Raw genomic sequence first — 23,293 nt, 5'->3', positions numbered from 1 at the left:
GCTAGTGGACCCCGGGTTTCTTCAGCGCGTCGGCGATCTTTTCCAGCGTGTTGCGCATCGCCTTCTGCTCGTCCGACTGGGCCTCGACCCAGTCGCGCATGATCTGCTGCTCGGAGCGCATGTTCTTGACCAGGCCGGAAATGCCGTCGGCGAGATTGGCCATGGCGGTGGCGACGCGCGGATTGGAGCCGCCGCCGCTTTCCTGCATGCTGCGCAGCCGTTCCGACAGGACCCGGATCTCGTCGGAGGATTCAGTCTTGGCCTGGTCGGCGACGGCGATGTCGGAGGAGAGATCGGTGACCGAGGACAGCCAGTTTTCAAGCTCGGTATAGAAGCGGGTCTGCGCGCGGCCGGCCTGCAGGTCGAGGAAGCCTAGCACCAGCGACCCGGAAAGGCCGAACAGCGAGGACGAAAAGGCCGTACCCATGCCGGCCAGCGGCGCCGACAGCCCCTGCTTCAGCGAATCGAGCACTGCGGCGGCGTCGCCGGTGCCGGGATCGAGCGATTCGATGGTTTCGCGGATCGAGCCGATGGTGTTGAGCAGGCCCCAGAAGGTGCCGAGCAGACCGAGGAACACCAGCAACCCGACGAGATAGCGCGAGGTGTCGCGGCTTTCGTCGAGGCGGGTGGCGATCGAATCCAGCATGGTGCGCATCGAAGACGTCGAGAAGGCGACCGTCGAGGAGCGGCCGATCATCGCCTTCATCGGAGCCAGCAGCACCGGCTCGGTGGTTTCGGAACCGGCGCGGAAGGAATTGACCCAGCGCACTTCGCGAAACAGTCGTCCGACCTGGGCGAAGGCGAGCAGGATGCCGACCACAAGGACGCCGACGATGAGGCCATTGAGGCCGGGATTGCTCCCGAAAGCGGTCGAGATCTGGCGGGTGAGGATGGCGGCGATGAAGGCGACGATGACCAGGAAGATGACCATGGTCAGGAGGAAGACCTGCGGGCTCGACAGTTTGTGCGGATCGTACATCAGGACATCAGAACGCCTGCCCACGCCGAAGGATCTGAGAAAAGCCATCCGTGCCCCGTTTCCGATGCTCTATTTGCCTTGACGCAATTCCGAACGGGAAGCCGCTCATACTTCCCTGGAACCGCTCCATTGCCGCCGATCACGTAATTCGCGACTCTAAACGGAATTGTGACCAAATTGAATGGCGCTTGGCAATATTGCCCGACTGTCGGGCCGCACCACGCCGTTCAGAGGCGGTTGACGACCAGGCAGTCGACCATGGCGGCAAGATGCAGCCCGGCGCCGGTGACGACAAAGCCGTGCCAGAGGGCATTGTGGAAGCGCAGGCGTTTCCAGGCGAAGAAGATGACGCCGCAGGAGTACACGATGCCGCCGGCGACAATCAGCGCGATCGAAGTCGTCGGCAACGTCGCCACCAGCGGCTTGACCAGGACGACGCCGCTCCAGCCGATGGCGAGATAGAAGACAATGGCCAGACGATCAAAGCGGCCGGGCAGGAACACTTTCATGGCAATGCCGGTCAAAGCAGCGGTCCAGACAAGGACAATCATCGGCAGCGCCAGCGGCGAGCCGTCGAGCTGGGCCAGAAAGGGCGTGTAGGTCGCGGCGATCAGGAGGTAGATCGCCGCATGATCGAAGCGCCGCAAGATCCACTTCGCCGGCGACGTCACCGGCCACAGATTGTAGGTCAGCGAAATCGACAGCACAGTCAGCAGCGACACCACGAAGAAGGCGGCGGCGATGTATTCGCCGGGACCGGCATGGAAGGCGGCCAGCGCCAGCAACGCCGAGCCGGCGGCTATTGCCAGCACGATGCCGACCGCGTGGACGATGCCATCGGCGATCATCTCCGCACGCGAATAGTGCCAACGCCCGACAAAAGGGATTTCAATTGGCTGGTCTGGCTGCGCTTCTCGCGAGGATAGTGAAGGTATGCTCGTCATAAAAAATCCTGCGTCACCCTTATCTGGGCGGCCGCCGGGCAGTATTTCAAGCTTTGATTGCGGTTTTGCGACTGCGGCGCTTCAGCACGCCGCGCCGGCATGCCAAGTGATCAGCGCGCCGAAAGCGGCTTCTTCACGGCCTTGAGCAGCGCGCGCTGGATGACCTCGTTGCCAGCGACGAGCGAACCCGCCTCGAGCATATCCTGGCCGCCATCCATGTCGGAGACGAAGCCACCGGCCTCGCGGATCAACAGCAGGCCGGCGGCAATGTCCCAGGCCGACAGGCCGGTTTCCCAAAAGCCGTCCATGCGGCCTGCGGCGACATAAGCGAGATCGAGCGCGGCGGAACCCAGGCGGCGCACGCCCGAGACCTCGGCCATCACATTGCGCAACTCGACGAGGAAATTGCCGTGCTGGCCGCGGCCGAGATGCGGCACGCCGCAGCCGATGACGCAGTCGGTGAGCTTGCTGCGGCCGGCAACGCGCAGCCGGCGATCGTTCATGAAGGCGCCGCCGCCGCGCTCGGCGGTGTAGAGCTCATCCATTGCCGGATTGTAGATGACGGCGGCGACCAACTGGCCCTGTCGCTCCAGCGCGATCGAGATGGAAAAGATCGGAATGCCGTGCAGGAAATTGGTGGTGCCGTCGAGCGGGTCGACGATCCAACGGTGCTGGTCGTCGTCCCCTGCGATCATGCCGCGCTCTTCCATCAGGAAGGCATAGCCCGGCCGTGCCTTCGACAGTTCGGCAAACAGGATGTCCTCGGCCTTGCGGTCGGCTTGGCTGACATAGTCGCCCGGTCCCTTCATCGACACCTGCAGGTTCTGCACCTCGCCGAAGTCGCGCGACAGCGAGCGGCCGGCCTTCATGGCGGCCTGGACCATGACATTGAGAAGTGCGGAGCGTGCCATCGTATCTGTTCCTGCCTACGTGTCAGTCTGCGCGGCGCATGTAGGTGAGTTCGTTGGTGTCGACGACGATGCGTTCGCCGGCGCCGATGAATGGCGGCACCAGCACGCGGATGCCGTTTTCCAGGACCGCCGGCTTGTACGAGGACGCGGCCGTCTGGCCCTTCACCACCGGGTCGGCCTCGGTGATGGTCAGCGTCACCTGGTCGGGCAGCGAAATGCCGATCGGCCTGTCCTCATAGAGCTGGACCGTCACCATCATGCCGTCCTGCAGGAAGGCGGCGCGGTCGCCGACGAAATCCTTCGCCAGCTCGAGCTGCTCGTAGCTCTGCGTGTCCATGAACACCAGTGCGTCGTCCTGGGCGTAGAGGAAGGAAAAATCCTTCAGGTCGAGCCGGATCTGCTCGACGGTCTCGGCCGAGCGGAAGCGCTCGTTGAGCTTGGTGCCGTTGATCAGGTTCTTCAGTTCGACCTGGTTGTAGGCACCGCCCTTGCCGGGCTTGACGGTGTTGGTCCTGACCGCCACCCAGAGGCCGCCATCGTGCTCGATGACATAGCCGGGACGGATTTCGTTGCCATTGATCTTGGCCATGATGAGATTGATCCGGGATGCTACCAACGGCTTGGCCGTTGGTATGGGGATGGTCGCTGGACAAGCGATTTCGGGCCCCCAAGACCACAAATCGGCAGGAGAGGCAAGGGATGCCAGATCGCCCGACAAGGGCTGGTAGCCTCAAACCTGGGCTGCAATGACTTTGCCGACGGCCTCGACTATGGCATCCGCAGCCTCAGTCAGCCGGTTGAGATGAGGCGAACGAAGTGCGGCGACCTGTAAGGAAAGGTCGACATCTTCCGTGTTGACGAGCATGAGGCCGTCGGGAAGTCCGCGCCTTGCAAGACGCAACGGCATCAGCCCAAGGCCGTGCCCCCGACGGACCCATTCCATCTGCAAGGCCGGATCCTGTATCTCCGCCGCGATCTCGAAATAACGCCTTCCGCCGACCAGAACGGACGTGAGCTTCTGGCGCGCGTCGCAAGGTGCCGGACTAAGCACCCACGGCATGGGTGTCCGGCCACCGTCTTCCGGATCGGCGACGGTGGACGCAGCTATGACGCCAAGACGTTCAGTGCCAAGCGCTTCCGGACCTGGCTTCTCCGACGATCGCAGAACAATCGTCACATCGAGCTCGCCGCGTTCGAACTGATCGATCAGTTCGGCGCTCCAGCCGGTCTTGAGCCGTAGCGACACTTTCGGGAACGCCGCCGCGGCGTTGGCGATGGCCCCCGCTATGTCGCGGTCCGAGAGGCCATGGGCGAGACCCAGGCGGAACAGTCCTTCCGGCTCGGTCTTTCCGGCGAACAGCGCTTCTACGGAAGCGATGATATCGCGGCCGCGCGCCAGCACTTCCAGCCCCGTCGGCGTCAGTCGCGGCGGCTTTTGCCGGCGGTCGAGCAGCGTCGTGCCAAGCATGTCCTCCAGCCGCTGGATCTGCCGGGTCACAGCCGGCTGCGTCAGCGGCAGGCGCCGGGCGACCTTCTGGATCGAGCCCTCCTCGGCAAACAGGGCGAGCGTGCGCAATTCCTCAAGCATAGTCAGAACGACGTTTTGCAAGCATAATCATTGTGAACATTATGAATTTGAAATCCACCGCCTGGCAAGCGATTTTCCTTTCAAACGGAAGGACAATGACAATGAAGGCAATCGAACTGCAGAGCCCGGGCGGCATCGTCAATCTCAAGATGGTCGAACGGCCAATGCCGGAACCCGGCCGTCAGGAGATGATCGTCCGCGTCAAGGCGACGGCGCTCAACTATCGCGATGTCGAGATCGCGCGCGGCAGTTATCACACGACATTCCCCTTGCCGCTGGTGCCGCTTTCCGACGGCGTCGGCAAGGTCGTGGCGCTTGGCCCCGAGGTCAGCCGCTTCAAGGTCGGCGACCGGGTCTGCGGCACGTTCTGGCAGCGATGGGTCGGCGGCAGCTTCGCGATGGCCGAACCTTCCTACCAGCGCGGCGGCCCGATCGACGGTTTGCTGAGCGAATTCGCCCGGCTGGACGAACAGGCGGCGGTCATCGTCCCGGCACATCTCAGCGATGTCGAGGCGGCGACATTGCCTTGCGCCGCCGTCACTGCCTGGCATGCGTTGTTCACCGAGGGCAAGCTCAAGCCAGGCGAAACCGTGCTCAGCCTCGGCACCGGCGGCGTGTCGCTGTTTGCCGTGCAGTTGGCAAAGGCGGCCGGCGCGCGCGTCATTGTTACGTCGAGCAGCGATGAGAAGCTTGCCCGGGCGAAGGGGCTTGGCGCGCATGATGGCGTCAACTACCGCGACAATCCGGATTGGTCGTCGGCCGTGCTGGCGCTGACCGATGGCCGGGGCGCCGATCACATCATCGAAGTCGGTGGTCCCCAGAGTTTCGCGCATTCGCTCAAGGCGTCGGCGCGTGGCGCCCAGATCAATGTCATCGGCTATCTCGGCGGCAGCGAAGGGGTGATTAATCCGCTCGACATCTTCCGCCGCCAGGTGAAAGCACGCGGCATACCGGTCGGCTCGCGCGAGTCCTTCGAAGCGATGAACCGGGCGCTCGCCGTCAATCGGCTGCGGCCGGTGATCGACCGGGTCTTCCCATGGGCAGAGGCAGCGCAGGCCTTTCGCCATCTCGAACACGGCTCTCCCTTCGGCAAGGTCGTGCTGGATCATACACAGTGACGTTGCGTGTCAGAGCAGGCGGTTGGCCTTCTGCAAGGCTTGCTTTGTCTGGTCGTCGGTCAGCCCTTGCAGGAAATCGTCCATCTCCGGATCGATAAGGCCGGCGCGGCGGGCGACCACATACCAGGCCCCAGCCAGGATCAGGTCGGGGTCGGTGCCGATGCCGCCCATATAGAGCTTTGCCAACCGGTTCTGGGCAGCGACATTGCCGCCTTCAGCTGCCTGCTTCATCCAGTTGAAGCCGGATTTCAGGTCGCGAACACCGCCCCGGCCCTCGATCATCCAGGCGGCAAGATCGATCTGAGCGGTGTCGTAGTTCTGCCTGGCAGCCTGTGCCAGCAAGCTGCGCGCCTTTGCATCGTCTCGCGTCTTGCCGCCGACGCCATTGGCATAGATCTGCGCCATCGCATACTGGGCGTCGGCAAGCCCTGTCGCCGCGGCACGCTCATAATAGGGCACAGCCCGGGCGATGCCGGCATCGCCAGGATCCTGCTGCACGAGCAATTGCGCGAAGTTGAACTGCGCCAGCCGGTTGCCGGCCTCGGCGGCGGCCTGCATCAGCGCATAGGCTCCCTTCTCGTCCTTCTTGACGTAGCGGCCGTCGAGCAGCATCAGCGCATACTGGAACTGCGATTCAGGAATCCCCTGCTCGGCGGCCTGCGCATACCATTTGGCGGCTTCCGCTGGGTTGAGCGGCACGCCCAACCCGCGCGATAGGATCTCGGCCACCAGCGTTTGCGCCGCCGGGTCGCCATTCTGAGCCCGCACCAACGCCAGATTGTAGGCCGTCTTGTAAAGGCCGCGCTGGAAAGCGCCATAGGCGGGGTCCGCCGGCTTGGCGCCGAAACGCTCTGGGTTGATGGCGTCGGCCGACGGCAGCGGCGCGGTGGTCGCGGGCTGGGGCAGCGGGGTGTCGATCGGCTTGTCGATATGGACGCCGGAATCGGTGGCACCGGCTTTTGGGGCACCCGCATCGGGGGCGACCGCATCCGGCACGCTGAGGGCGGGCGGGCTGGTGTCCGGCCTCGGCTGCGGCAGCGGAACGGTCTCCGCCGCGATCGCTGCCCCGCTCATCAAGGCTGCGACGAGAATCGCGAGAGGAAGTCCAGGTCGGCGCACGTCAGCCCTCGAAGCGCGGCGCGGTTTGGTCGAGCAGCGCATTGGCGGCAGCAATCGCCGCCTTCGGATCGGCGCCTTCGGCGAAGACAGCGCTTGAGACGGCCACGAACTCGGCGCCAGTGGCGGCCACCGCTTCTACCGAAGCGATGGCGGAACCGGCCATGACGACGCAAGGGATCTCAATCACGTCCGCCCACCATTGCCCAAGCGACAGGTTGCGCGGATGCGGTTCCGGCTTGTTGTCGTAGCCGAAGCGGCCGAAGAAGATGTAGTCGGGCCTGGTTTCGCCGAGTTCCAGCGCGTCGTCGCGCGTCTTGGCGCCACCGGCGCCGACCATCATCTTGCCCTGGAAGTGTTCGATGGTCTCGGCGAGCGCGTCCTTGGAAACCTCGACATGAATGCCGTCGGCCTGGACACGGCCGGCAATGCGGGTATCGCCGGCGATGATGACGGCGATGCCGGCCGCTTGCGCCGCCGGTACGATCTGTTCTGCAAAGGCCTGGAAGGCAGCCTCGTCCATGCCGTTCTCAGGCAGGATCAGCGAAGCGATATCACCGCCGTCGAAGGCAGCCGCAATGCGCTGCGCCGGAGCGTCATTGGGCGCGATCAGCACGATGCGGCAGCGGTTGGGGGGTGTTGCGTCGTTCATTGGCTTCGATCCCGGGTTTCGCCTATGCCGGGCGAAGATGGTTGCATTGCGGCATAGAACAAAGCGCCCGCCTTGAACAGGCGGGCGGGGATCGATGCGATGGCTTTGGTTTACGATCGCCGGCGAGCCGACGCTCTGCGGCTCATTTGACGGCTTGCGGGCTTTCGGCCGGCGATTTGGCCCTCCACAAAGTCCAGCCGAGATTCATGCCAGCGGCGGCGATCAGGATGGCGGCTGCGCCGACGAGCTGGGCCGGATGCAGCCGGTGGCCGAAAGCCATGACATCGACCAGGATCGCAACGACAGGATAGATGAAGGACAGCGACCCCTGCAGATGCGTCGGCAGTTTCTGGATGGCGGCGTACATCAATATGTACACCAGGCCCGTGTGAACGACGCCAAGCGTGGCCAGCATGGCCCAGCTCCAGGCATCTGCGGGCAAATGCGAGAGGTTGGCGAAGGGCGCCAGCATGACGACGCCGACGCAGACCTGGATCAGCGCGATCAGATGCGGCGGGGTGCCCTTGAGCTTCTTGGCGACGATTGCCGCGACAGCCCAGAAGAAGGCCGCTCCGAGCGCCATGACGATGCCGATGACATAATCTGTGCCGGTTATGCCGGAACCGACACCCGCATCGGGCCCTGTCTGCACGATCAGCAGCATGCCGGCGAAGGCGATGCCGAGCCAGGTCAGCTTGGCCAGGGTCAGCCGCTCGCCGAAGAACAGCGCGCCGAAGCCGACCAGCATGAAGGGCTGCGTGTTGTAGACCGCCGTGGCAATCGAGATCGAGGCGCGGGAGAAGGCGCTGAACAGCAACAGCCAGTTGATGACAATGGCCGCGCCGCCAAGAGCGGCGATGGCAACAATGCGCAGCGTCAGCCTGCCGCGCAGCAGCCCGAGTGCCGCGCAGGTGATCAGCAGCGCCACCGCTCCGAAAGCGCAGCGCCAGAACACCACGTCCATGACGGGCTGGCCCGACATGACGACAAACCAGCCGATCGTGCCGACGATCGTCATCGCCGCCGTCATCTCGATCGTGCCGCGTACCGTGTTGTCCATGACAATACCTCTATCTGTTGAGGCCATAATCTCATGCCGTCTTGAGGGTTTATATGCCCTATGAAAGGTGATAAGGGGACAACACCTTATTTAATAAGGCGCGCGCTGCCCTTTTGCGAGGAGATGAAAATGCTGGACGAGTTGGACAGAAAGCTTCTCGACATCCTGATCCTGGATTCGCGGACTTCGTTGAAGGATCTGGCGCAGCAGGTCGGGCTGTCGTCGCCGAGCGTCTCGGAACGGCTGCGGCGGCTCGAGGAACGCGGCGTCATCCGCGCCTTCACCATCGAGATCGACCCGGAGGCGCTGGGGTTTCCGCTGCAGGCGATCGTGCGGGTGCGGCCACTGCCGGGCAAGCTGCATATCGTCCAGAAGCTGATCGAGGAGATCCCGGAATTCGGCGAATGCGACAAGGTCACCGGCGACGACTGTTTCGTGGCCCGGCTCTACGTGCGCTCCATCGGCGAGCTCGACAAGCTTCTCGACCGCATCGCCGACAAGGCGGAGACCAGCACCGCCATCATCAAGGCGCAGCCGATCCGGCGCCGTCCGCCGCCACTGAATTAAGCTCCAGCTTGTAGCCGATGTGGCTGGCCTTGAAGCCGAGCCGGTCATAGAAGCGATGCGCGTCCTGGCGGCTCTTGTTGGTGGTCAGCTGGACAATCTTGCAGCCGCGTTCACGGCACTGTTCGATCGCCCATTCCAGCAGACGCTGTCCCAGCCGTTCGCCGCGGCGGTCTGCGACGACGCGCACAGCCTCGATCTGGCCGCGCAAGGCGCCCTGCAGCGACAGCCCGGCGAGATAGCTGATCTGCAACGTGCCGATGACGCGGCCGCTATCCGTCATCACGGCAAGAAACTGGTTGGGGTCGGCGTCGATGGCGGCAAAGGCGTCGCGATAGGCCTTGGCGAGTGGTTCGGTCGCATCCTCGCGGCTGCGGCCAAGCGGATCGTCGGCGAGCATGACTACGATGGCGGACAGGTCGGCCGCTTCGGCGCGGCGGATGTGGGGTTCGCTCATTCTCAAAAACCTGGGGGTCAAAAACCTGGGGCCAAAACCTGATGCAGCGGGGGGACGGCGCCCTTATGCATCGGCGACGATCTTGCCGCAAATCCGGAACCGTCGCTTTACGCACAGTTGATCGACACGGCCGGCATTTTCCCGGTCGCGGCGCAAGGGTTTCTGGGCTATTGCAGGGCAACCGTCTTCCCTCCAGCTTTTCCAGTTCATGTCAGGTCTGCTCGCCGATCCGTGGTTTTATGCCGCCGCCATTCCGGCGGTGATACTTGTCGGGCTGTCGAAAGGCGGCTTCGGCGGCGCTGTCGGCTTCGTTGGCGTGCCTTTGATGGCGCTGGCCATGCCGCCGGTGCAGGCGGCGGCCATCCTGCTGCCGATCCTGTGCCTGATGGACATCGTTTCGGTGTGGACGTGGTGGGGCGTCTACGACAGAAAGATGCTGGTCGACATGATGCCGGGCGCGGTGATCGGCATTGGGCTCGGCTGGCTGACGGCAGCGCTCGTAACCGAAGAGATGGTGCGGCTGATCGTCGGCGCTGTCGCGCTGATCTTCGTGCTGCGCTGGCTCTATCTCCAGTTCCGCCACGGTTCCGACCATGCGGCGGCGGCCAACCGCATCGCCGCCGCCTTCTGGGGCACCGTCGCCGGCTTCACCAGCTTCGTCGCCCATGTCGGCGGGCCCCCCTTCCAGGTCTATGCGCTGCCGATCCGGCTCGATCCGAAGGTGCTGTCGGGGACATCGGCGATCTTCTTTGCCGCCACCAACGCGCTGAAGCTGATCCCCTACTTCGCGCTTGGCCAGTTCGACACCGCCAACCTGACGGCGTCGGCCGTGCTGATGCCGCTGGCGCCGCTGGCCACCATCGCCGGCGCCTGGCTGGTGCGGCGCATGCGGCCGGAGATTTTTTATCCCTTCACCTACGCGACCGTGGCCGTGGTCGCGGTCAAGCTGCTTTGGGACGGGATCGCCGGCCTGCTCTAAATCCCGCTCAGGCGGCTGCCGGTTTGGTTCGCGGGGCGCTCGCAAAGGTCAGCGATGCACCACCAACGACCACGACCGCCATGGCGCCGAGAGTGGCGATGTCGTGCGCGGTCGGCTTCAGCACCATGTCGGCGACGACGACGATCATGATGACGAAATCGAACTTGGCGATCCGTATCATGCGGCGCCCAAACGCTATGGCAGCCGGGGTCATGCCGTCCGCGGCAAGCATTGTGGCAAGCTTTTCGAACGAAGGCTTCAGCACGAGGATACCGGTCAGAAACGCGGCGGCGTAGCCGCAAAGGCCGATGACGACCCAAAGGTCGGAGAAGCCGGTCCATAGCGAAGTCAGCACCAGACCAGAAGCCAGGGTCGCGATAGACGCCGGCACGAACAGACGCAAGCCGAGTTTGTCCGTCGTTCTCAGCATGACCATCAGCGTCTCGTCGTCGCCGTCGCGATCGGCGAGTATCGAAACCAGCAGCATGGCGAAACCGCCGCCGAGCCAGAGGATCGCTGCCATGACATGCAGGAATTTGAAGAGAGAATACCAGTCCATTGCCGCTCCTTGTGCATCGTTCCGGGGGTAAACGCTGCTATCGCGCGTCTGCTTCCGAAGGAGGGCGGATTATCTCCGTACATGTATCCAGAAGATGCCGCGTGGGTGCCGGCTTGTTGCGGTGGCGCCGTCGCCGGATTTTACCGCCAGCCCGCACAATACCCGGCATTTGCCGGATAGACGCCGTGTCGGCATTGGCTGGTTTCGCGGCATGATCCTGAAACCTGCGGGGACTAAGCCGCTCGCGACCGACGCTCCATTTTGGCCGCGCGCGGTCGGACCAAGTCTGCAACAACCAACGAGGGTATCCCATGCAAGGCGTAGCACGAAATTTCTTCACCCTGGCCGTCATCTATTCCCTGTGCGGCATGGCGCTCGGCCTGCATATGGCGATCTCCAATGACCATGGGCAGATGCCGACCCACGCGCACACCATGGTGGCGGGCTGGCTGATGTCGGCGGTGTTTGCCTTCTTCTACCACCTGTTTCCAGCGGTCGGGCAAAAGACGATTGCCGTCGTGCATTTCTGGCTGACGGCAATCTGCGGCATCGCACTGATGATTGGGCTTTACTTTGAACTTGCCGGCCATCCGGAGATCGAGCCGGTGCTGGCTTCCTCCTCGATGGGGTTTTATGCGGCAATGCTGCTGTTCGCCTTCATTTCCTTGCCGGCTGTGTGGAAGAAGGCATGAACAAGCCGACGATCAGGCTTAGGGCACCGTTGTGCTGATACGGCACAGAAGGGCAGCGGTCGATCAAGAAATATCCGCGCCGTTAAGGGTTCATTAAGCTTTACAGGTGTTTACTATGTCCATCCAGTGATCTGGATTCTTACCGAGTGGTTGGAGCCACTTCGTTTGACGCCTCCCTGTTAAACTCCTGAGAGCCGCCTTATCCGCGGCTCTTTTTTTGTCTGCTTTTGGTCCGCTTGGCGCCCCTGCGCAGGCGTTAACCGTTTGTTAAACATGTGCTTGCCTTCGCCGGCGGCGAAGCGCATTTTCAAGCTTCAGTCATCTAGGGTGCCGGCGTGACGGCGAGAAGCCGAATCAGCCGACGGGGCAGTGCAGGGGCGTATCGATGAACGAGCCTTCGAAGGGCATCGCGAAAACCATCAAGCTGGCGGAACGCCGGGTTTTCTCCCAATCCTTCAAACCGCTCTACCAGGAAGGCATGGGCCTGGTCGAACAGGCAGCCGAGTATCTTGACGGCAAGGGCCGGGCCGAGGCCAAGAAGCTGTCCAGGCTGGCGGCGACGCTCTATGCGGCCGAATCGATGCGGCTGACCACAAGGTTGATGCAAGTCGCCTCCTGGCTGCTTTTGCAGCGGGCGGCAAATTCCGGCGAGATGACCCGCGACCAGGTCGCTTCGGAAAAATCCAAGGTGCGTCTCGACACCGCCTCGGCGCATGACGAAGCGGTCGGCTGGGGCGAACTGCCGAAGGATTTCCTCGACCTCGTCACCCGCTCGCTGCGCCTGCAGGCGCTGGTGCGCCGCATGGACGAAGAGATCTATGGCGGCGCGTTTGCCGAGACGCCTGCCGCCGCCCGCCGCGCCAATCCGGTTTCCGACCAGATCACGCTGCTGAACACGGCTTTCGCTCGAGGTTAAACGCCTCCGTTTCCGGTTTGTTCACATTTCGCTGACATCGCTGTGCGCCGGAGGTAGACTTCGCGCATGAGGGAAGCGATTCGCATTATCGGTATCGATCCGGGGCTGAGGCGCACCGGCTGGGGCATCGTCGAGAGCCTCGGCAACTCGCTGCGCTTTATCAGCTCCGGCACTGTACGCTCCGACGACAAGGCGGCGCTGGCGACACGGCTCTGCCAATTGCATGACGGGCTGGCCGAGATCCTGCATGCGGCCATGCCCCAGGAAGCGGCCGTCGAGCAAACCTTCGTCAACAAGGATGCGGTGGCGACACTGAAGCTCGGCCAGGCGCGCGGCATAGCCATGCTGGTGCCGGCGCGCGCCGGCCTTGTTGTGGCCGAATATGCCCCCAATGCCGTCAAAAAGGCGGTGATCGGCGTTGGCCATGGCGACAAGAAGCAGATCCACATGATGGTAAAGGTGCTGTTGCCGAAAGCCGTTTTCGACACCGAACATGCCGCAGACGCGTTGGCTATCGCCATCTGCCACGCGCATCACCGGCAAAGCGTCGCCTACAGGATGGCGCTGGCATGAGGGATCACGCATGATCGGCAAATTGAAAGGCACGCTGGACGAGATCGAGGAGGATTTCTGCCTCGTCGATGTGCACGGCGTCGGCTATGTCGCCTATTGCTCGGCGCGCACGCTGGCCGCGCTGCCTTCGCCCGGCGAGGCGGTGGTGCTGTTCATCGAGACCTATGTGCGCGAGGACATGATCCGGCTCTACGGTTTCCAGTCGGTGCTTGAGCGCGAATGGTTCCGGCTGTTGATGAGCAATGTGCAAGGCGTCGGCGCCAAGGTGGCGCTGGCCATCCTGTCGACGCTGGCGCCGGCAGACCTCGCCAATGCGATCGCGCTGCGCGACATCGCCATGGTCAGCCGCGCGCCCGGCGTCGGCAAGAAGGTGGCCGAGCGCATCGTCACCGAGTTGAAGAACAAGGCGCCGGCCTATGCCGGAACCGCCTCCGGCGCCATCGGCCTGAAGCAGGAACTCGGGGAAGGCGTGGCGCCGGCGCCCATCACCGACGCCGTCTCGGCGCTGGTCAATCTCGGCTATTCGCGCGACACCGCAGCCAATGCTGTCGCGGCGGCGCTGAAGACGGCCGGCGAGGACGCCGATGCCTCGAAGCTCATTCGTTTCGGGCTGAAGGAACTGGCGCGGTGAGTGATTGCTTGTCCGGTCCTTTGCCCTGTGCGAGGAAGGCCGCATGAGCCTTTCACCCCGCCTCATTGCCCCGGAAAAGCGCGGCGAGGATGCTGAGCAGACCTTGCGGCCGCAGACGCTCGCCGATTTCGTCGGCCAGGCCGCGGTGCGGGCCAACCTCAAAGTCTTCATCGAGGCCGCCAAGGGCCGCAGCGAGGCGCTTGACCATGTGCTGTTCGTCGGGCCGCCGGGGCTTGGCAAGACAACGCTGGCGCAGATCATGGCGCGCGAGCTCGGCGTCAATTTCCGCTCGACCTCCGGTCCGGTGATCGCCAAGGCCGGCGATCTCGCCGCACTTCTCACCAATCTGGAAGACCGCGATGTACTGTTCATCGACGAGATCCACCGGCTCAATCCGGCAGTCGAGGAAATCCTCTATCCGGCGATGGAGGATTTCCAGCTCGACCTGATCATCGGCGAAGGTCCGGCGGCACGCTCGGTCAAGATCGATCTTGCCCGCTTCACGCTCGTCGCCGCCACCACCAGGCTCGGCCTTTTGACCAACCCGCTGCGCGACCGTTTCGGCATTCCGGTGCGGCTCAATTTCTATTCTGTCGAGGAACTGGAGCAGATCGTGCGGCGCGGCGCCCGCATCCTGCAAATGCCGCTTCGCGCCGATGGCGCGCTGGAGATCGCACGTCGCGCCCGCGGCACGCCGCGCATCGCCGGCCGGCTGCTGCGCCGGGTGCGCGACTTCGCCTCCGTTGCCGGCGACGGTCACGTCGACAAGCAGGTTGCCGACGAAGCCCTGACGCGGCTGGAGGTCGACGCGCTCGGCCTCGACGCGCTCGACCGCCGCTATCTCTCGATGATCGCGCGCAATTTCGGTGGTGGGCCGGTCGGCATCGAAACCATCGCCGCCGGCCTGTCCGAGCCGCGCGACGCCATCGAGGACATTATCGAGCCCTATCTGATCCAGCAGGGTTTCATCCAACGCACGCCACGCGGCCGCGTGCTGACCGCCAATGCCTGGCGCCATCTCGGCCTCGACGCACCGAAGGATCTGGCGCAGCAGCAGATCAACCTGTTCCAGGAAGAGTAACGGAGATTTGTCCTCCGGAACGGGCTGTCTGCGCAGAATTTCCTCAAGCCTGCCAGCGTGAAGGCGCATTCCTGGATGCTATCGGGCGTCGTAGTGTCGGCGCGAACTGCTCCGATCAAGCGTCGGAGCCAGAAAAGTGATCACCAGACGCGGGTTCCTGAAATTCGTCGGGGGTTCGTTCCTCTCGCTGGCGTCGCTCAGTGCCTATGCGGTCGGCATCGAGCCGATGCTGTTGACCCATGTGAAGCGCTACCGGCTGACGCCGCCGCATTGGCCGGCGGGCTTGAAGCTGCGCGTTGTAGCACTTGCCGATATTCACGCCTGCCGCCCCTGGATGACGCCTGAGCGGATCGCTTCGCTCGTCGAGGGTGCGAACGTGCTGCAGCCCGATCTGATCGTACTGCTCGGCGACTATATCTCAGGCATGTCCCTGGTGACGAACCGGGTGGAGGCCCATGAATGGGCTCCGGCCTTGTCAGGACTGAAGGCGCCGCTTGGTGTCCTGTCGATCCTCGGCAATCACGACTGGTGGCACGATCCTTTCGCGCAGCAGGCCGGAGCGGGGCCGACTGTGGCGCGCAAGGCATTGGAGGAAGCCGGCATCTCGGTTCTGGAGAACGACGCCGTGCGTCTGGAAAAGAATGGATACGGCTTCTGGATCGCCGGACTCGCCGACCAGCTGGCCCTGTTACCGAACAAGGCCGCAGGCCGCCACAAATTTGAAGGCCTCGACGATCTCGACGGCACGCTGGCCAAGATCACCGACCAGGCACCGATCATCCTGCTTGCGCATGAGCCTGACATTTTCCCGAAAGTGCCGTGGCGGGTTTCGCTGACGCTGTCGGGCCACACACATGGCGGGCAGGTCAGGCTGTTCGGCTATTCACCGGTGGTGCCGTCCCGCTTCGGCAACCGCTTTGCCTATGGCCATGTCGTCGAGAATGACCGCAATTTGATCGTGTCAGGCGGGCTCGGCTTCAGCATCGCGCCGGTGCGCTTTGGCATGCGGCCGGAGATCCTGCAGATCGACCTCGGTTAGAGCATGCCGGTATTCAGGTGATGCCGGCCTGCAAATGAGGTGTTCCTGCGCTTCCGGTAGTCACGGACCAAAGTCCGCTCCGTTCCGGTTCTCGGACCCCTCATTTCCGACTCGGCCTGATCTGGATCTCGACATGCCCTAGGGCTAATGGAGCGAGCGGATCGCATCCATCACGGCGGGTTCGGCCTTTTCGCCGTTGAAGGCATCGACGATGCCGAAGGCGCCGCCAAAACTCCACACCGACCATGAGAAGCCATGCGCCTCGGCGCGCGCGATCATGTCCTTGACATAGGCGGCGCGGTATTTGGGCGGCATCACATAGGGGTTGCCATACTCCTGGCGGATCATGCCGAACTCGCCCAGCGTGATGTTTTCCGGCTTGATGGCGTTGGCCTTCGCCCAGGCCTCGACCTTTTCGAACGGCGCATCCATGACGCCGAGCAGCTTTTCGTCCGTGTCCATGCTGGCGGCTTGTTCATCGAGATAGGCGAGCAGGCCGTTCCGTTTGGTCCATGGCGCCTCGGCTTTTATCTTGGCGCGGATCGCATCCAGCGTCGCATCGAGCTCGGCGCGCGGCACCGCGGTCAGCGGATAGGGCAGCCCGGTAACATAAAGAATGAAATCGCCGGCCCAGGTCGCGCCCTGATGCGTCAGCAGGAACGGGTCGTAGGAGTGGAAGGTCCAGATGAGGTTGTCGTCGGGGATCGACTTTGGGTCGATCCTGACCAGCGAAGCCGCATTCGAATAACAGGCGCCGGTCAGGATCAGCGTCAGCCTGGTGGCCGAGGCGCGCGCGGCCGCGAACAGCTTTTGCTGACGCTCCGGCCACAGGCTGGTGCCATCGCTGTCGCAGTCGACGATAGGCTCGTTCATCGGCTCGAAAGCGACCTGCGCCGGGTCCTCAGTGGCAAGCGTGCGCGCCATTTTGCGGACGACCTCGACATAGGCGTCGAAGGTTGCGGGATCGTCCATCACCTGGCCCATGCCGATCTCGCGGCCGCCGCCGGCCGGGATCAGGTGCATGTCGACGATCACTTTCAGACCGGCCCGGTTGATCATGCGCGCCGAGTCCCGCACGCTGGCATAAAGGTCGTCACGCAGCGCCAGTGTCTGATCCGACATAAACGGCGAGGGATCGACCGGCATGCGCAGAAAGTCGAAACCGGCGGCCTTCAGCGCCTTGAGGTCACCCTCGTCGAGGAACTTGCGCCATTCCGGATAGGGCAGGATGGCTTGTCGGTCGTTCCATTTGTCTTCCCCGACCCAGGTCGTCCACTGGTCGAGGTTGAGGCCGCGCTTCATCGAAAAGCTCGCGGCCTGACCGGGAAGCGCAGACGCCGCCAGCACCAGCAGCGCTGCCATCAAGGTCTTGATCCTCGCCGTCAACAGTGCCATCCGGTTTGCTGCGCTGGTGATTTTGGCAAGACAGGTGCCCCGCCGGGGGCAAAAAGGAAAGCGCGATGGACGATCATGGTGAATCGGCGGCGCTTGCCGGCGGGCTTTCCGGAGCCTTGACGGAATTCGGCCATCGGCTGATGGCGCGGGTCTACTATGCCGACACCGACTTCTCCGGCGTCGTCTACCACGCGCGCTATCTCGAATTCTTCGAGCGCGGCCGCTCGGACTATCTCAGGCTGGCGGNTCCGGCGTCGTCTACCACGCGCGCTATCTCGAATTCTTCGAGCGCGGCCGCTCGGACTATCTCAGGCTGGCGGGCGTCCACCACACAGAACTTCAGGAAGGCAAGCACGGCGAACGGATCGTCTGGGTGGTGCGGCGGATGGAGATAGATTTCCGCTCGCCTGCCCGCATGGACGACATCCTGACCATCGACACATCGACGCAGGATATTTCCGGCGCTCGCATCGTCATGGCGCAGCAATTGAAACGCGGGACAGAGGTACTGGTCGAAGCAAAGGTCGAGGCGGCGATCATCGGCGAGAACGGCCGGCCGAAGCGCTTTCCGAAAGAATGGATCGCGGCCTTTCTACCAGGAGCAAGCTGATATCCAGGCCTGCCGGCCGGCAACGAGCGGCCAATCGGCAGCGCATTCGATTGTGGATGGATGGCCCGCGTCGTGCCTTGGCGCGGCAATGCGCCGCGCCATATTTCCTAACCCATCCTTAACCATAACGGTTCATGAAGAGATCGGTGAAGATTGGAAGAATCCGCGCGCCTTCCTTTCACCAATATTTGCCCTGAAAAGGCCGCCAACGGTGCATTTTGGGGTTAATCCGGAAGCCAAGCGCGAACGGACCACAAGGGATGCCCATGGGCCAGCCGCCAGCGATGCCCGGAAAATCTTAAGGACTGAAGCATGGAAACTACCGCACTCGCCGATCCGGCAGCGCAATTGTCGATTTGGGCGCTGTTCACACAGGCCAGCTGGGTGGTCAAGCTGGTCATGATCGGTCTGCTCTGCGCCTCGGTCTGGACCTGGGCGATCATCGTCGACAAGCTGGTCAGCTATGCCCGCATGCGTCTGTCGCTCAATCGCTTCGAACAGGTGTTCTGGTCGGGGCAGTCGCTGGAAGAGCTCTATCGCACGCTTGCCGACCGCAAGACCACGGGCATGGGTGCGATCTTCGTTGCGGCCATGCGCGAATGGAAGAAGAGCTTCGAGAAGGGGGCCAAATCGCCGCTCGGCCTGCAGACCCGCATCGACAAGGCGATGGACCTGGCGTTGACGCGCGAGATGGAGAAGCTGGAGGGCCGTCTCGGCTTTCTCGCCACCACTGGTTCGGCCGCACCCTTCATCGGCCTGTTCGGCACCGTCATCGGCATCATGACCTCGTTCCAGGCGATTGCCGGTTCGAAGAACACCAGTCTCGCGGTTGTTGCACCCGGCATTGCCGAAGCGCTGCTGGCGACGGCCATCGGTCTTCTCGCCGCCATACCGGCGGTTATCGCCTACAACAAGCTGTCATCCGACGCGAACAAGATCGCGGTGCGGATGGAAGGGTTCTCGGATGAGTTCTCCGCCATACTCTCGCGCCAAATCGATGAAAAAGTAGCGCCTAAGGGCTGAGGTAAGAAGATGGGTATGTCGGTTGGCATGGCAGGACGCGGCGGGCGCGGACACAGGCGGCGCGGCCGCCACCATGCATTGATGTCGGAAATCAACGTCACGCCGATGGTCGACGTGATGCTGGTGCTCTTGATTATCTTCATGGTCGCCGCACCTATGTTGACGGTCGGAGTGCCGGTCGACCTGCCGGAGACGAAGGCCAAGGCTATGAACGCCGACACCCAGCCGATCACCGTTTCGATCGACGCGGCCGGCAAGATTTTCCTGCAGGAGACCGAAATCCCAAGGGAAGAGCTGGTCGCCAAACTGCAGGCGATTTCCAAGACCGGCTACGAAGAGCGCATCTTCATCCGCGGCGACAAGGCGACCAACTATGGCGCCGCGATGGAGGTGATGGCCCTCATCCAGGCCGCCGGCTACAAGAATATCGGCCTGATTTCACTGCAGCAACAGGATCAGTAGACGCACGATGAAGACCGGCCTCACCACATCGGTGATACTGCATACGGTGGCACTGGCTTTCGGCCTGTTCACCCTGTCGGCGCCGGCCGCGCTGCCGTCCACGGATGTCGAGTCGATAGCGGTCGACATCGTTCCCATGGAAGCCATTGCGCAGACGCTGCAGGGCGACAAGAAGGCGGTGATGCACGAAAAGCCGGCGCCGATGCCGACCAAGCGTCCCGACATCGTGCCAGATGCACAGAAAATCGGCGAGAACAGCGTTGATACCGACAAGCCGGTGACGGACGAGCCCAAGCCGAAGCTGGTGGAGAAAACAGCGACGGCTGCTCCGGCGCCGACCCCGACCGAAAAGCCGAAGACCGAGGACACGCCGAAGCCAAAGGAAGCGCCGAAGCCGACACCTGCGACGGAGGTGGCGCCGGAGCCGCAGCCGAAGGAAGAGGTCAAGCCCGAGCCGGTGAAGCAGGTTGAACCGAAGCCGACCCCGGTGAAGGAGCCTGCACCAACACCGCAGCCGGACACGACCGCCGCCATAGAGCCGAAGCCACGCGTGAAGCCCGATGCGGTCGCCGAAGCCATATCGGATCAGCAGCCTCTGGAAGAAGCGCAGCTTCCGACTTCCGCTCCTGCTCCCGAAGCACGGCCGAAGCCGCAGCCGGCGCAGGCCGAAAGCGCGAAGGCACCGGACCGCAAGGACGCTGACAAGCCAGTCAAGGAAGCCTCGTCGAAGCCGAAGTCGGATGACAAGCAGTTCAATGAGGCTGACATCAAGGCTTTGCTCGACAAGCAGAAGCCATCCGGCGGCGGCGCCAAGCGCTCGACCCAACAGGCATCGCTAGGCGGCGACAAGGATCAAGGCCAGAAGCTGTCGAAGTCCGAGCAAGGGGCATTGGAAGAACAACTCGGTGGCTGCTGGACCCTCCCGGTTGGGCTTGAGGGTTCTGAGGATTTCACCGTGGTGATCCGTTTCAGCCTGGATGCCTCCGGCAAGCTGGAGGGCCGTCCGACCGTCGAGAAGTCCAGCGGCAACCCCCAGTTCGACAGCAGCGCGGTTCGCGCTGTGCAGAAATGCGATGTCGCCGGCCTGCAGGTGCCCGCCGGAAAGCATGACATTTGGTCCGACGTTCGCGTCAACTTCGATCCCAGAGCGATGCTTGGCCTGTAGCCTGAGCACCCAGAAATCAGCAAGAGAAGCGAGAAGACATGAAATCCATCCTCAAGCCGCTCCTGATGGTCGCCGCGATGGCGATGGGCATGAACGCCGTCGTCACCTTGCCTGCTCGAGCAACCCTCGAGCTCAACGTCAACAAAGGCAATGTCGAACCGATGCCGATCGCCATCCCAGATTTCCAGGGAGGGCTCGGCGCGCAGATTTCCGAGATCGTCACCGCCGACCTGAAGCGCTCCGGTCTCTTCGCACCGATAGACAAGAACGCCTTCATCGAGAAGATCGCCAATCCGGATGCGCAGCCCCGTTTCGACGACTGGAAGGTGATCAATGCGCAGGCGCTGGTCACCGGCAGCGTGAGCAAGGAGGCGGACGGCCGAATCCGCGCCCAGTACCGACTATGGGATATTTTTGGCAACCAGCAGATAGCCGGGGAGCAGTTTTTCGCCAACGACGCAAATCAACGCCGTGTCGCCCACATCATCGCCGATGCGATCTATGAGAAGCTCACCGGCGAGAAGGGCTATTTCGACACACGCGTCGTCTTCATCGACGAATCCGGCGCCAAGAATGCGCGTAAGAAGCGGCTCGCCATCATGGACCAGGACGGCGCCAATGTGCGCTATCTCTCCGATGGCCGCTCGATCGTGCTGACGCCGCGTTTCTCGCCGAATCGGCAGGAAATCACTTACATGTCGTATGAAAGCGGCCAGCCGCGGGTCTATCTGCTGCAGATCGAGACCGGACAGCGCGAACTGGTCGGCAACTTTCCCGGCATGACCTTTGCGCCGCGCTTCTCGCCCGACGGCCAGAAGGTGATCATGAGCCTGCTGCGCGATGACGGCAATTCCAACATCTTCGCCATGGACCTGCGAAGCCGCTCGACCACCCGGCTGACCAACTCGACCGCCATCGACACCTCGCCCTCTTATTCGCCCGACGGCAGCAAGGTGGTATTCACTTCCGATCGTGGCGGCCGTGCGCAGATTTATGTGATGGGCGCCGACGGCTCGGGCCAGACCCGCATTTCGTTCGGCGACGGCGTCTATTCGACGCCGGTGTGGTCGCCGCGCGGCGACCTCGTCGCCTTCACCAAGCAGACCGGCGGCGAATTCCAGATCGGCGTCATGAAGACCGACGGTTCGGGCGAGCGCATCCTCTCCTCGGGCTTCCAGCAGGAGGGACCGACCTGGGCGCCCAACGGCCGCGTGCTGATGTTCTTCCGCGACTCCGCCGGCGGCCCAAAACTGGTTTCCGTCGATCTCACCGGCCGCAACGAACAGTCGATCCCGACCGCGAATTTCGCGTCGGATCCCGCCTGGTCGCCGCTGCTGGAGTAGTTTCGGCCGAATTGCCACACCTGCTAAAAAGGGGCCCGTTTGGCCCCTTTTCCATTCATTAGTCGCGTTTCGGCCGCATTTCCGCCTAGGGTCCGCGCCAACTGTGACCGTGGATTTGAAGGTCGTGGACGGACGATCGAAACCAAACATTAACCGTATTTCTTGAATGCCGGTTAACCCAAACGTGGTTACTGGGTGATCAACGAAATCACTCGAAATACGATCACTCGAATACGAAGGAGAGGCGGCATGGGCCGTATCGCAGCACTTACCAGAAACCCGGCGATGATCGCCCTGATCGCGATGCTCGCCATCACCGGTTGCGCCTCGAAGAAAACCCCGAACAACGCTGCCGATCTCGGTCTCAATGGCGCGGGTGCCGCAACGCCGGGCTCGGCGCAGGACTTCACCGTCAACATTGGCGACCGCATCTTCTTCGACACGGACTCGACCGCGATCCGCGCCGATGCGCAGACGACGCTGTCGCGGCAGGCACAGTGGCTCAACCAGTACAAGCAGTACGCCATCGTCGTCGAAGGCCATGCTGACGAACGCGGCACACGTGAATACAATCTGGCTCTCGGCGCCCGCCGCGCCGCCGCCACCCGCGACTTCCTGGTCGCCAGGGGCGTTTCGGCGAGCCGCCTGAAGACCATTTCCTACGGCAAGGAACGTCCGGTCGCGGTCTGCGACGACATCTCCTGCTGGTCGCAGAATCGCCGCGCCGTCACCACGCTCTCCGGCGCCGGCTCCTGATGAGTAAGACGGCGGCCTTAGTCGCATAATTGCAACACCTCCATGCGAAAGGCGGCCTTGTGGCCGCCTTTTTTAGTTTCGGCCCCGGAAACAAACCCGGAAACAAAATTTGGCCGAAGTCTCGCCTCCTGCTAAGAGCCGAGGGCGTCGTGCCGGTCCCACTGTGATCGGAAGGCGCGAACAGGCTCACGATATTCACGGCGAGAGGCACATGCATTTCAGATCGGTCTTGAGCGGCACGCTTGCGCTGCTGCTCGTATCAGGCTTCGCGGCTTCCGCGAGCGGCACCGGACAACCCGCGGATAGCGGCTTTTCCTTCCATCTGCCGACGCTCGGCATTTTCGGCAAGAAGGAGAAGCCGGAGCAGCAACAGATCGCGCAGCAGCAGGACGGCACCGCCGCCGCGGGGCTGGAAGATCAGCTCCGGCAGATGAACGGCAAGCTCGAGGAACTCAACTTCCAGATCCTGCAGATGCAGGAGCAGATGCGCAAGCAGCAGGAAGACAACGAGTTCCGCTTCCAGCAGTTGGAAGGCGGCTCCAGCGGGCAGCCGCCGGCCCAGAAGAAATCGGAGGCCGCGCCGCAGGACGGTGGCGCGGGCACCGGCGTCGCCGAGGCCCCGGCAGACCAGGCGCCGGCCGATGCCGGCGCGCAGTCGGATGGCGGCCAGAGCGTCGGCG

The 23,293-nt window shown here is 63.2% G+C and carries 26 protein-coding genes and 3 pseudogenes; 17 read left to right on the top strand and 12 right to left on the bottom strand.

Going from position 1 to position 23,293, the window contains the following annotated elements; genetic code table 11:
• Window position 1: 1 nt before the first annotated feature.
• The 5 genes from X733_RS156985 to X733_RS1000000167085 form a co-directional block, all read right to left on the bottom strand.
• Window positions 2–1,027 (bottom strand): MotA/TolQ/ExbB proton channel family protein, encoded by a 1,026-nt coding sequence (locus X733_RS156985; protein WP_023728631.1) that lies wholly within the window; start codon window positions 1,025–1,027, stop codon window positions 2–4.
• A 179-nt stretch (window positions 1,028–1,206) separates the two neighbouring features.
• Window positions 1,207–1,827 carry a hemolysin III family protein gene (locus X733_RS156990; protein WP_023694587.1) on the bottom strand — a complete coding sequence of 207 codons (621 nt, stop codon included), beginning with the start codon at window positions 1,825–1,827 and terminating at the stop codon, window positions 1,207–1,209.
• 206 nt (window positions 1,828–2,033) lie between these two features.
• Complete coding sequence (locus X733_RS156995; protein ID WP_023684166.1) at window positions 2,034–2,834, bottom strand: inositol monophosphatase family protein; 801 nt, start codon at window positions 2,832–2,834, stop codon at window positions 2,034–2,036.
• A gap of 22 nt (window positions 2,835–2,856) precedes the next feature.
• Window positions 2,857–3,423, bottom strand: a complete 567-nt coding sequence (gene efp, locus X733_RS157000; protein ID WP_023668757.1) for an elongation factor P — start codon at window positions 3,421–3,423, stop codon at window positions 2,857–2,859.
• A gap of 141 nt (window positions 3,424–3,564) precedes the next feature.
• Window positions 3,565–4,443, bottom strand: a complete 879-nt coding sequence (locus tag X733_RS1000000167085) for a LysR family transcriptional regulator (protein WP_155924175.1) — start codon at window positions 4,441–4,443, stop codon at window positions 3,565–3,567.
• A gap of 80 nt (window positions 4,444–4,523) precedes the next feature.
• On the opposite strand from X733_RS1000000167085, the gene X733_RS157005 reads away from it, so the two are divergent.
• A complete protein-coding gene (locus tag X733_RS157005; RefSeq protein WP_023818211.1) occupies window positions 4,524–5,540 on the top strand; it encodes an NAD(P)-dependent alcohol dehydrogenase in 1,017 nt (338 codons plus the stop codon).
• Between the two features lie 9 nt (window positions 5,541–5,549).
• On the opposite strand, the gene X733_RS157010 is transcribed toward X733_RS157005, so the two are convergent.
• The 3 genes from X733_RS157010 to X733_RS157020 all read right to left on the bottom strand — a co-directional run bounded on the left by X733_RS157010 (window position 5,550) and on the right by X733_RS157020 (window position 8,368).
• Window positions 5,550–6,614 (bottom strand): tetratricopeptide repeat protein, encoded by a 1,065-nt coding sequence (locus tag X733_RS157010; RefSeq protein ID WP_196813712.1) that lies wholly within the window; start codon window positions 6,612–6,614, stop codon window positions 5,550–5,552.
• Between the two features lie 46 nt (window positions 6,615–6,660).
• On the bottom strand, window positions 6,661–7,308 hold the full coding sequence (locus X733_RS157015) for a thiamine phosphate synthase (protein WP_023688951.1): 648 nt from the start codon (window positions 7,306–7,308) through the stop codon (window positions 6,661–6,663).
• A gap of 142 nt (window positions 7,309–7,450) precedes the next feature.
• The gene (locus X733_RS157020; RefSeq protein ID WP_023716071.1) at window positions 7,451–8,368 is read right to left on the bottom strand and encodes a DMT family transporter; all 918 of its coding nucleotides are present in this window, start codon (window positions 8,366–8,368) and stop codon (window positions 7,451–7,453) included.
• 129 nt (window positions 8,369–8,497) lie between these two features.
• Here X733_RS157020 and X733_RS0134310 point away from each other — a divergent pair, with 129 nt between their 5' ends.
• Window positions 8,498–8,935: an Lrp/AsnC family transcriptional regulator gene (locus tag X733_RS0134310; protein ID WP_023704892.1), complete on the top strand. Its 438-nt coding sequence runs from the start codon at window positions 8,498–8,500 to the stop codon at window positions 8,933–8,935.
• Here the strand turns inward: X733_RS0134310 and X733_RS157025 are convergent.
• Together X733_RS157025 and X733_RS1000000170150 are read right to left on the bottom strand one after the other, a co-directional pair.
• Entirely contained in the window at window positions 8,892–9,389 is a 498-nt protein-coding gene (locus X733_RS157025) for a GNAT family N-acetyltransferase (RefSeq protein ID WP_023684173.1), read from the bottom strand. The two genes, X733_RS0134310 and X733_RS157025, sit on opposite strands and share 44 nt — an antisense overlap.
• A 63-nt stretch (window positions 9,390–9,452) precedes the next feature.
• A complete protein-coding gene (locus tag X733_RS1000000170150; protein WP_196813711.1) occupies window positions 9,453–9,599 on the bottom strand; it encodes a hypothetical protein in 147 nt (48 codons plus the stop codon).
• Here X733_RS1000000170150 and X733_RS157030 point away from each other — a divergent pair.
• The gene (locus X733_RS157030; protein WP_023818209.1) at window positions 9,598–10,368 is read left to right on the top strand and encodes a sulfite exporter TauE/SafE family protein; all 771 of its coding nucleotides are present in this window, start codon (window positions 9,598–9,600) and stop codon (window positions 10,366–10,368) included. The genes X733_RS1000000170150 and X733_RS157030 overlap by 2 nt on opposite strands.
• A gap of 7 nt (window positions 10,369–10,375) precedes the next feature.
• Here the strand turns inward: X733_RS157030 and X733_RS157035 are convergent, their stop codons facing one another.
• Window positions 10,376–10,927 carry a DUF2269 family protein gene (locus X733_RS157035; RefSeq protein ID WP_023818208.1) on the bottom strand — a complete coding sequence of 184 codons (552 nt, stop codon included), beginning with the start codon at window positions 10,925–10,927 and terminating at the stop codon, window positions 10,376–10,378.
• A gap of 311 nt (window positions 10,928–11,238) precedes the next feature.
• On the opposite strand from X733_RS157035, the gene X733_RS157040 reads away from it, so the two are divergent.
• From X733_RS157040 to X733_RS157065, 6 genes are all read left to right on the top strand, one after another.
• Window positions 11,239–11,619 carry a hypothetical protein gene (locus X733_RS157040; RefSeq protein WP_023668767.1) on the top strand — a complete coding sequence of 127 codons (381 nt, stop codon included), beginning with the start codon at window positions 11,239–11,241 and terminating at the stop codon, window positions 11,617–11,619.
• A 385-nt stretch (window positions 11,620–12,004) separates the two neighbouring features.
• Window positions 12,005–12,535, top strand: a complete 531-nt coding sequence (locus tag X733_RS157045; RefSeq protein WP_023668768.1) for a DUF1465 family protein — start codon at window positions 12,005–12,007, stop codon at window positions 12,533–12,535.
• A gap of 66 nt (window positions 12,536–12,601) precedes the next feature.
• Window positions 12,602–13,108: a crossover junction endodeoxyribonuclease RuvC gene (ruvC, locus tag X733_RS157050; RefSeq protein WP_023668769.1), complete on the top strand. Its 507-nt coding sequence runs from the start codon at window positions 12,602–12,604 to the stop codon at window positions 13,106–13,108.
• 10 nt (window positions 13,109–13,118) lie between these two features.
• The gene (gene ruvA / locus X733_RS157055) at window positions 13,119–13,739 is read left to right on the top strand and encodes a Holliday junction branch migration protein RuvA (RefSeq protein ID WP_023733015.1); all 621 of its coding nucleotides are present in this window, start codon (window positions 13,119–13,121) and stop codon (window positions 13,737–13,739) included.
• A gap of 43 nt (window positions 13,740–13,782) precedes the next feature.
• Window positions 13,783–14,820, top strand: coding sequence for a Holliday junction branch migration DNA helicase RuvB (ruvB, locus tag X733_RS157060; RefSeq protein WP_023716073.1), 1,038 nt, complete (start codon window positions 13,783–13,785; stop codon window positions 14,818–14,820).
• A gap of 136 nt (window positions 14,821–14,956) precedes the next feature.
• Entirely contained in the window at window positions 14,957–15,859 is a 903-nt protein-coding gene (locus X733_RS157065; RefSeq protein ID WP_023818207.1) for a metallophosphoesterase, read from the top strand.
• A 144-nt stretch (window positions 15,860–16,003) separates the two neighbouring features.
• Here X733_RS157065 and X733_RS157070 read toward each other — a convergent pair whose 3' ends face one another.
• Window positions 16,004–17,254, bottom strand: coding sequence for a cellulase family glycosylhydrolase (locus X733_RS157070; protein WP_023684178.1), 1,251 nt, complete (start codon window positions 17,252–17,254; stop codon window positions 16,004–16,006).
• A gap of 65 nt (window positions 17,255–17,319) precedes the next feature.
• Here X733_RS157070 and X733_RS1000000169460 point away from each other — a divergent pair.
• From X733_RS1000000169460 to X733_RS157100, 8 genes and pseudogenes are all read left to right on the top strand, one after another.
• Window positions 17,320–17,499: pseudogene (locus tag X733_RS1000000169460) on the top strand (4-hydroxybenzoyl-CoA thioesterase); the annotation flags it as partial.
• 2 nt (window positions 17,500–17,501) lie between these two features.
• Window positions 17,502–17,864 (top strand): annotated as a pseudogene (locus X733_RS01000000166005) (thioesterase family protein); the annotation flags it as partial.
• A 312-nt stretch (window positions 17,865–18,176) separates the two neighbouring features.
• Window positions 18,177–18,887, top strand: a complete 711-nt coding sequence (gene tolQ, locus X733_RS157075) for a protein TolQ (protein WP_023673844.1) — start codon at window positions 18,177–18,179, stop codon at window positions 18,885–18,887.
• A gap of 9 nt (window positions 18,888–18,896) precedes the next feature.
• Window positions 18,897–19,349 carry a protein TolR gene (gene tolR / locus X733_RS157080; RefSeq protein WP_023673843.1) on the top strand — a complete coding sequence of 151 codons (453 nt, stop codon included), beginning with the start codon at window positions 18,897–18,899 and terminating at the stop codon, window positions 19,347–19,349.
• 7 nt (window positions 19,350–19,356) lie between these two features.
• Window positions 19,357–20,514: a TonB family protein gene (locus tag X733_RS157085; protein ID WP_023684181.1), complete on the top strand. Its 1,158-nt coding sequence runs from the start codon at window positions 19,357–19,359 to the stop codon at window positions 20,512–20,514.
• Between the two features lie 38 nt (window positions 20,515–20,552).
• Window positions 20,553–21,857, top strand: a complete 1,305-nt coding sequence (gene tolB / locus X733_RS157090; protein WP_023673841.1) for a Tol-Pal system beta propeller repeat protein TolB — start codon at window positions 20,553–20,555, stop codon at window positions 21,855–21,857.
• A gap of 249 nt (window positions 21,858–22,106) precedes the next feature.
• Entirely contained in the window at window positions 22,107–22,613 is a 507-nt protein-coding gene (gene pal / locus X733_RS157095; RefSeq protein WP_023684182.1) for a peptidoglycan-associated lipoprotein Pal, read from the top strand.
• Window positions 22,614–22,824: 211 nt separating this feature from the next.
• Window positions 22,825–23,293 (top strand): annotated as a pseudogene (locus tag X733_RS157100) (tol-pal system protein YbgF); the annotation flags it as partial.

The organism is Mesorhizobium sp. L2C066B000, from assembly GCF_000502335.1.
Classification (GTDB): domain Bacteria; phylum Pseudomonadota; class Alphaproteobacteria; order Rhizobiales; family Rhizobiaceae; genus Mesorhizobium.
This window is presented reverse-complemented; position numbering and strand designations above follow the sequence as displayed.

What these genes read in the sequence shown, in the direction of transcription:
- X733_RS156985 (WP_023728631.1), bottom strand. Translation starts at nt 1,027, where the DNA reads ATGGCTTTTCTCAGATCCTTCGGCGTGGGCAGGCGTTCTGATGTCCTG.
- X733_RS156990 (WP_023694587.1), bottom strand. Translation starts at nt 1,827, where the DNA reads ATGATCGCCGATGGCATCGTCCACGCGGTCGGCATCGTGCTGGCAATA.
- X733_RS156995 (WP_023684166.1), bottom strand. Translation starts at nt 2,834, where the DNA reads ATGGCACGCTCCGCACTTCTCAATGTCATGGTCCAGGCCGCCATGAAG.
- efp (WP_023668757.1), bottom strand. Translation starts at nt 3,423, where the DNA reads ATGGCCAAGATCAATGGCAACGAAATCCGTCCCGGCTATGTCATCGAG.
- X733_RS157005 (WP_023818211.1), top strand. Translation starts at nt 4,524, where the DNA reads ATGAAGGCAATCGAACTGCAGAGCCCGGGCGGCATCGTCAATCTCAAG.
- X733_RS157010 (WP_196813712.1), bottom strand. Translation starts at nt 6,614, where the DNA reads ATGAGCGGGGCAGCGATCGCGGCGGAGACCGTTCCGCTGCCGCAGCCG.
- X733_RS157015 (WP_023688951.1), bottom strand. Translation starts at nt 7,308, where the DNA reads ATGAACGACGCAACACCCCCCAACCGCTGCCGCATCGTGCTGATCGCG.
- X733_RS157020 (WP_023716071.1), bottom strand. Translation starts at nt 8,368, where the DNA reads ATGGACAACACGGTACGCGGCACGATCGAGATGACGGCGGCGATGACG.
- X733_RS0134310 (WP_023704892.1), top strand. Translation starts at nt 8,498, where the DNA reads ATGCTGGACGAGTTGGACAGAAAGCTTCTCGACATCCTGATCCTGGAT.
- X733_RS157025 (WP_023684173.1), bottom strand. Translation starts at nt 9,389, where the DNA reads ATGAGCGAACCCCACATCCGCCGCGCCGAAGCGGCCGACCTGTCCGCC.
- X733_RS157030 (WP_023818209.1), top strand. Translation starts at nt 9,598, where the DNA reads ATGTCAGGTCTGCTCGCCGATCCGTGGTTTTATGCCGCCGCCATTCCG.
- X733_RS1000000170150 (WP_196813711.1), bottom strand. Translation starts at nt 9,599, where the DNA reads ATGAACTGGAAAAGCTGGAGGGAAGACGGTTGCCCTGCAATAGCCCAG.
- X733_RS157035 (WP_023818208.1), bottom strand. Translation starts at nt 10,927, where the DNA reads ATGGACTGGTATTCTCTCTTCAAATTCCTGCATGTCATGGCAGCGATC.
- X733_RS157040 (WP_023668767.1), top strand. Translation starts at nt 11,239, where the DNA reads ATGCAAGGCGTAGCACGAAATTTCTTCACCCTGGCCGTCATCTATTCC.
- X733_RS157045 (WP_023668768.1), top strand. Translation starts at nt 12,005, where the DNA reads ATGAACGAGCCTTCGAAGGGCATCGCGAAAACCATCAAGCTGGCGGAA.
- ruvC (WP_023668769.1), top strand. Translation starts at nt 12,602, where the DNA reads ATGAGGGAAGCGATTCGCATTATCGGTATCGATCCGGGGCTGAGGCGC.
- ruvA (WP_023733015.1), top strand. Translation starts at nt 13,119, where the DNA reads ATGATCGGCAAATTGAAAGGCACGCTGGACGAGATCGAGGAGGATTTC.
- ruvB (WP_023716073.1), top strand. Translation starts at nt 13,783, where the DNA reads ATGAGCCTTTCACCCCGCCTCATTGCCCCGGAAAAGCGCGGCGAGGAT.
- X733_RS157070 (WP_023684178.1), bottom strand. Translation starts at nt 17,254, where the DNA reads ATGGCACTGTTGACGGCGAGGATCAAGACCTTGATGGCAGCGCTGCTG.
- tolQ (WP_023673844.1), top strand. Translation starts at nt 18,177, where the DNA reads ATGGAAACTACCGCACTCGCCGATCCGGCAGCGCAATTGTCGATTTGG.
- tolR (WP_023673843.1), top strand. Translation starts at nt 18,897, where the DNA reads ATGGGTATGTCGGTTGGCATGGCAGGACGCGGCGGGCGCGGACACAGG.
- X733_RS157085 (WP_023684181.1), top strand. Translation starts at nt 19,357, where the DNA reads ATGAAGACCGGCCTCACCACATCGGTGATACTGCATACGGTGGCACTG.
- tolB (WP_023673841.1), top strand. Translation starts at nt 20,553, where the DNA reads ATGAAATCCATCCTCAAGCCGCTCCTGATGGTCGCCGCGATGGCGATG.
- pal (WP_023684182.1), top strand. Translation starts at nt 22,107, where the DNA reads ATGGGCCGTATCGCAGCACTTACCAGAAACCCGGCGATGATCGCCCTG.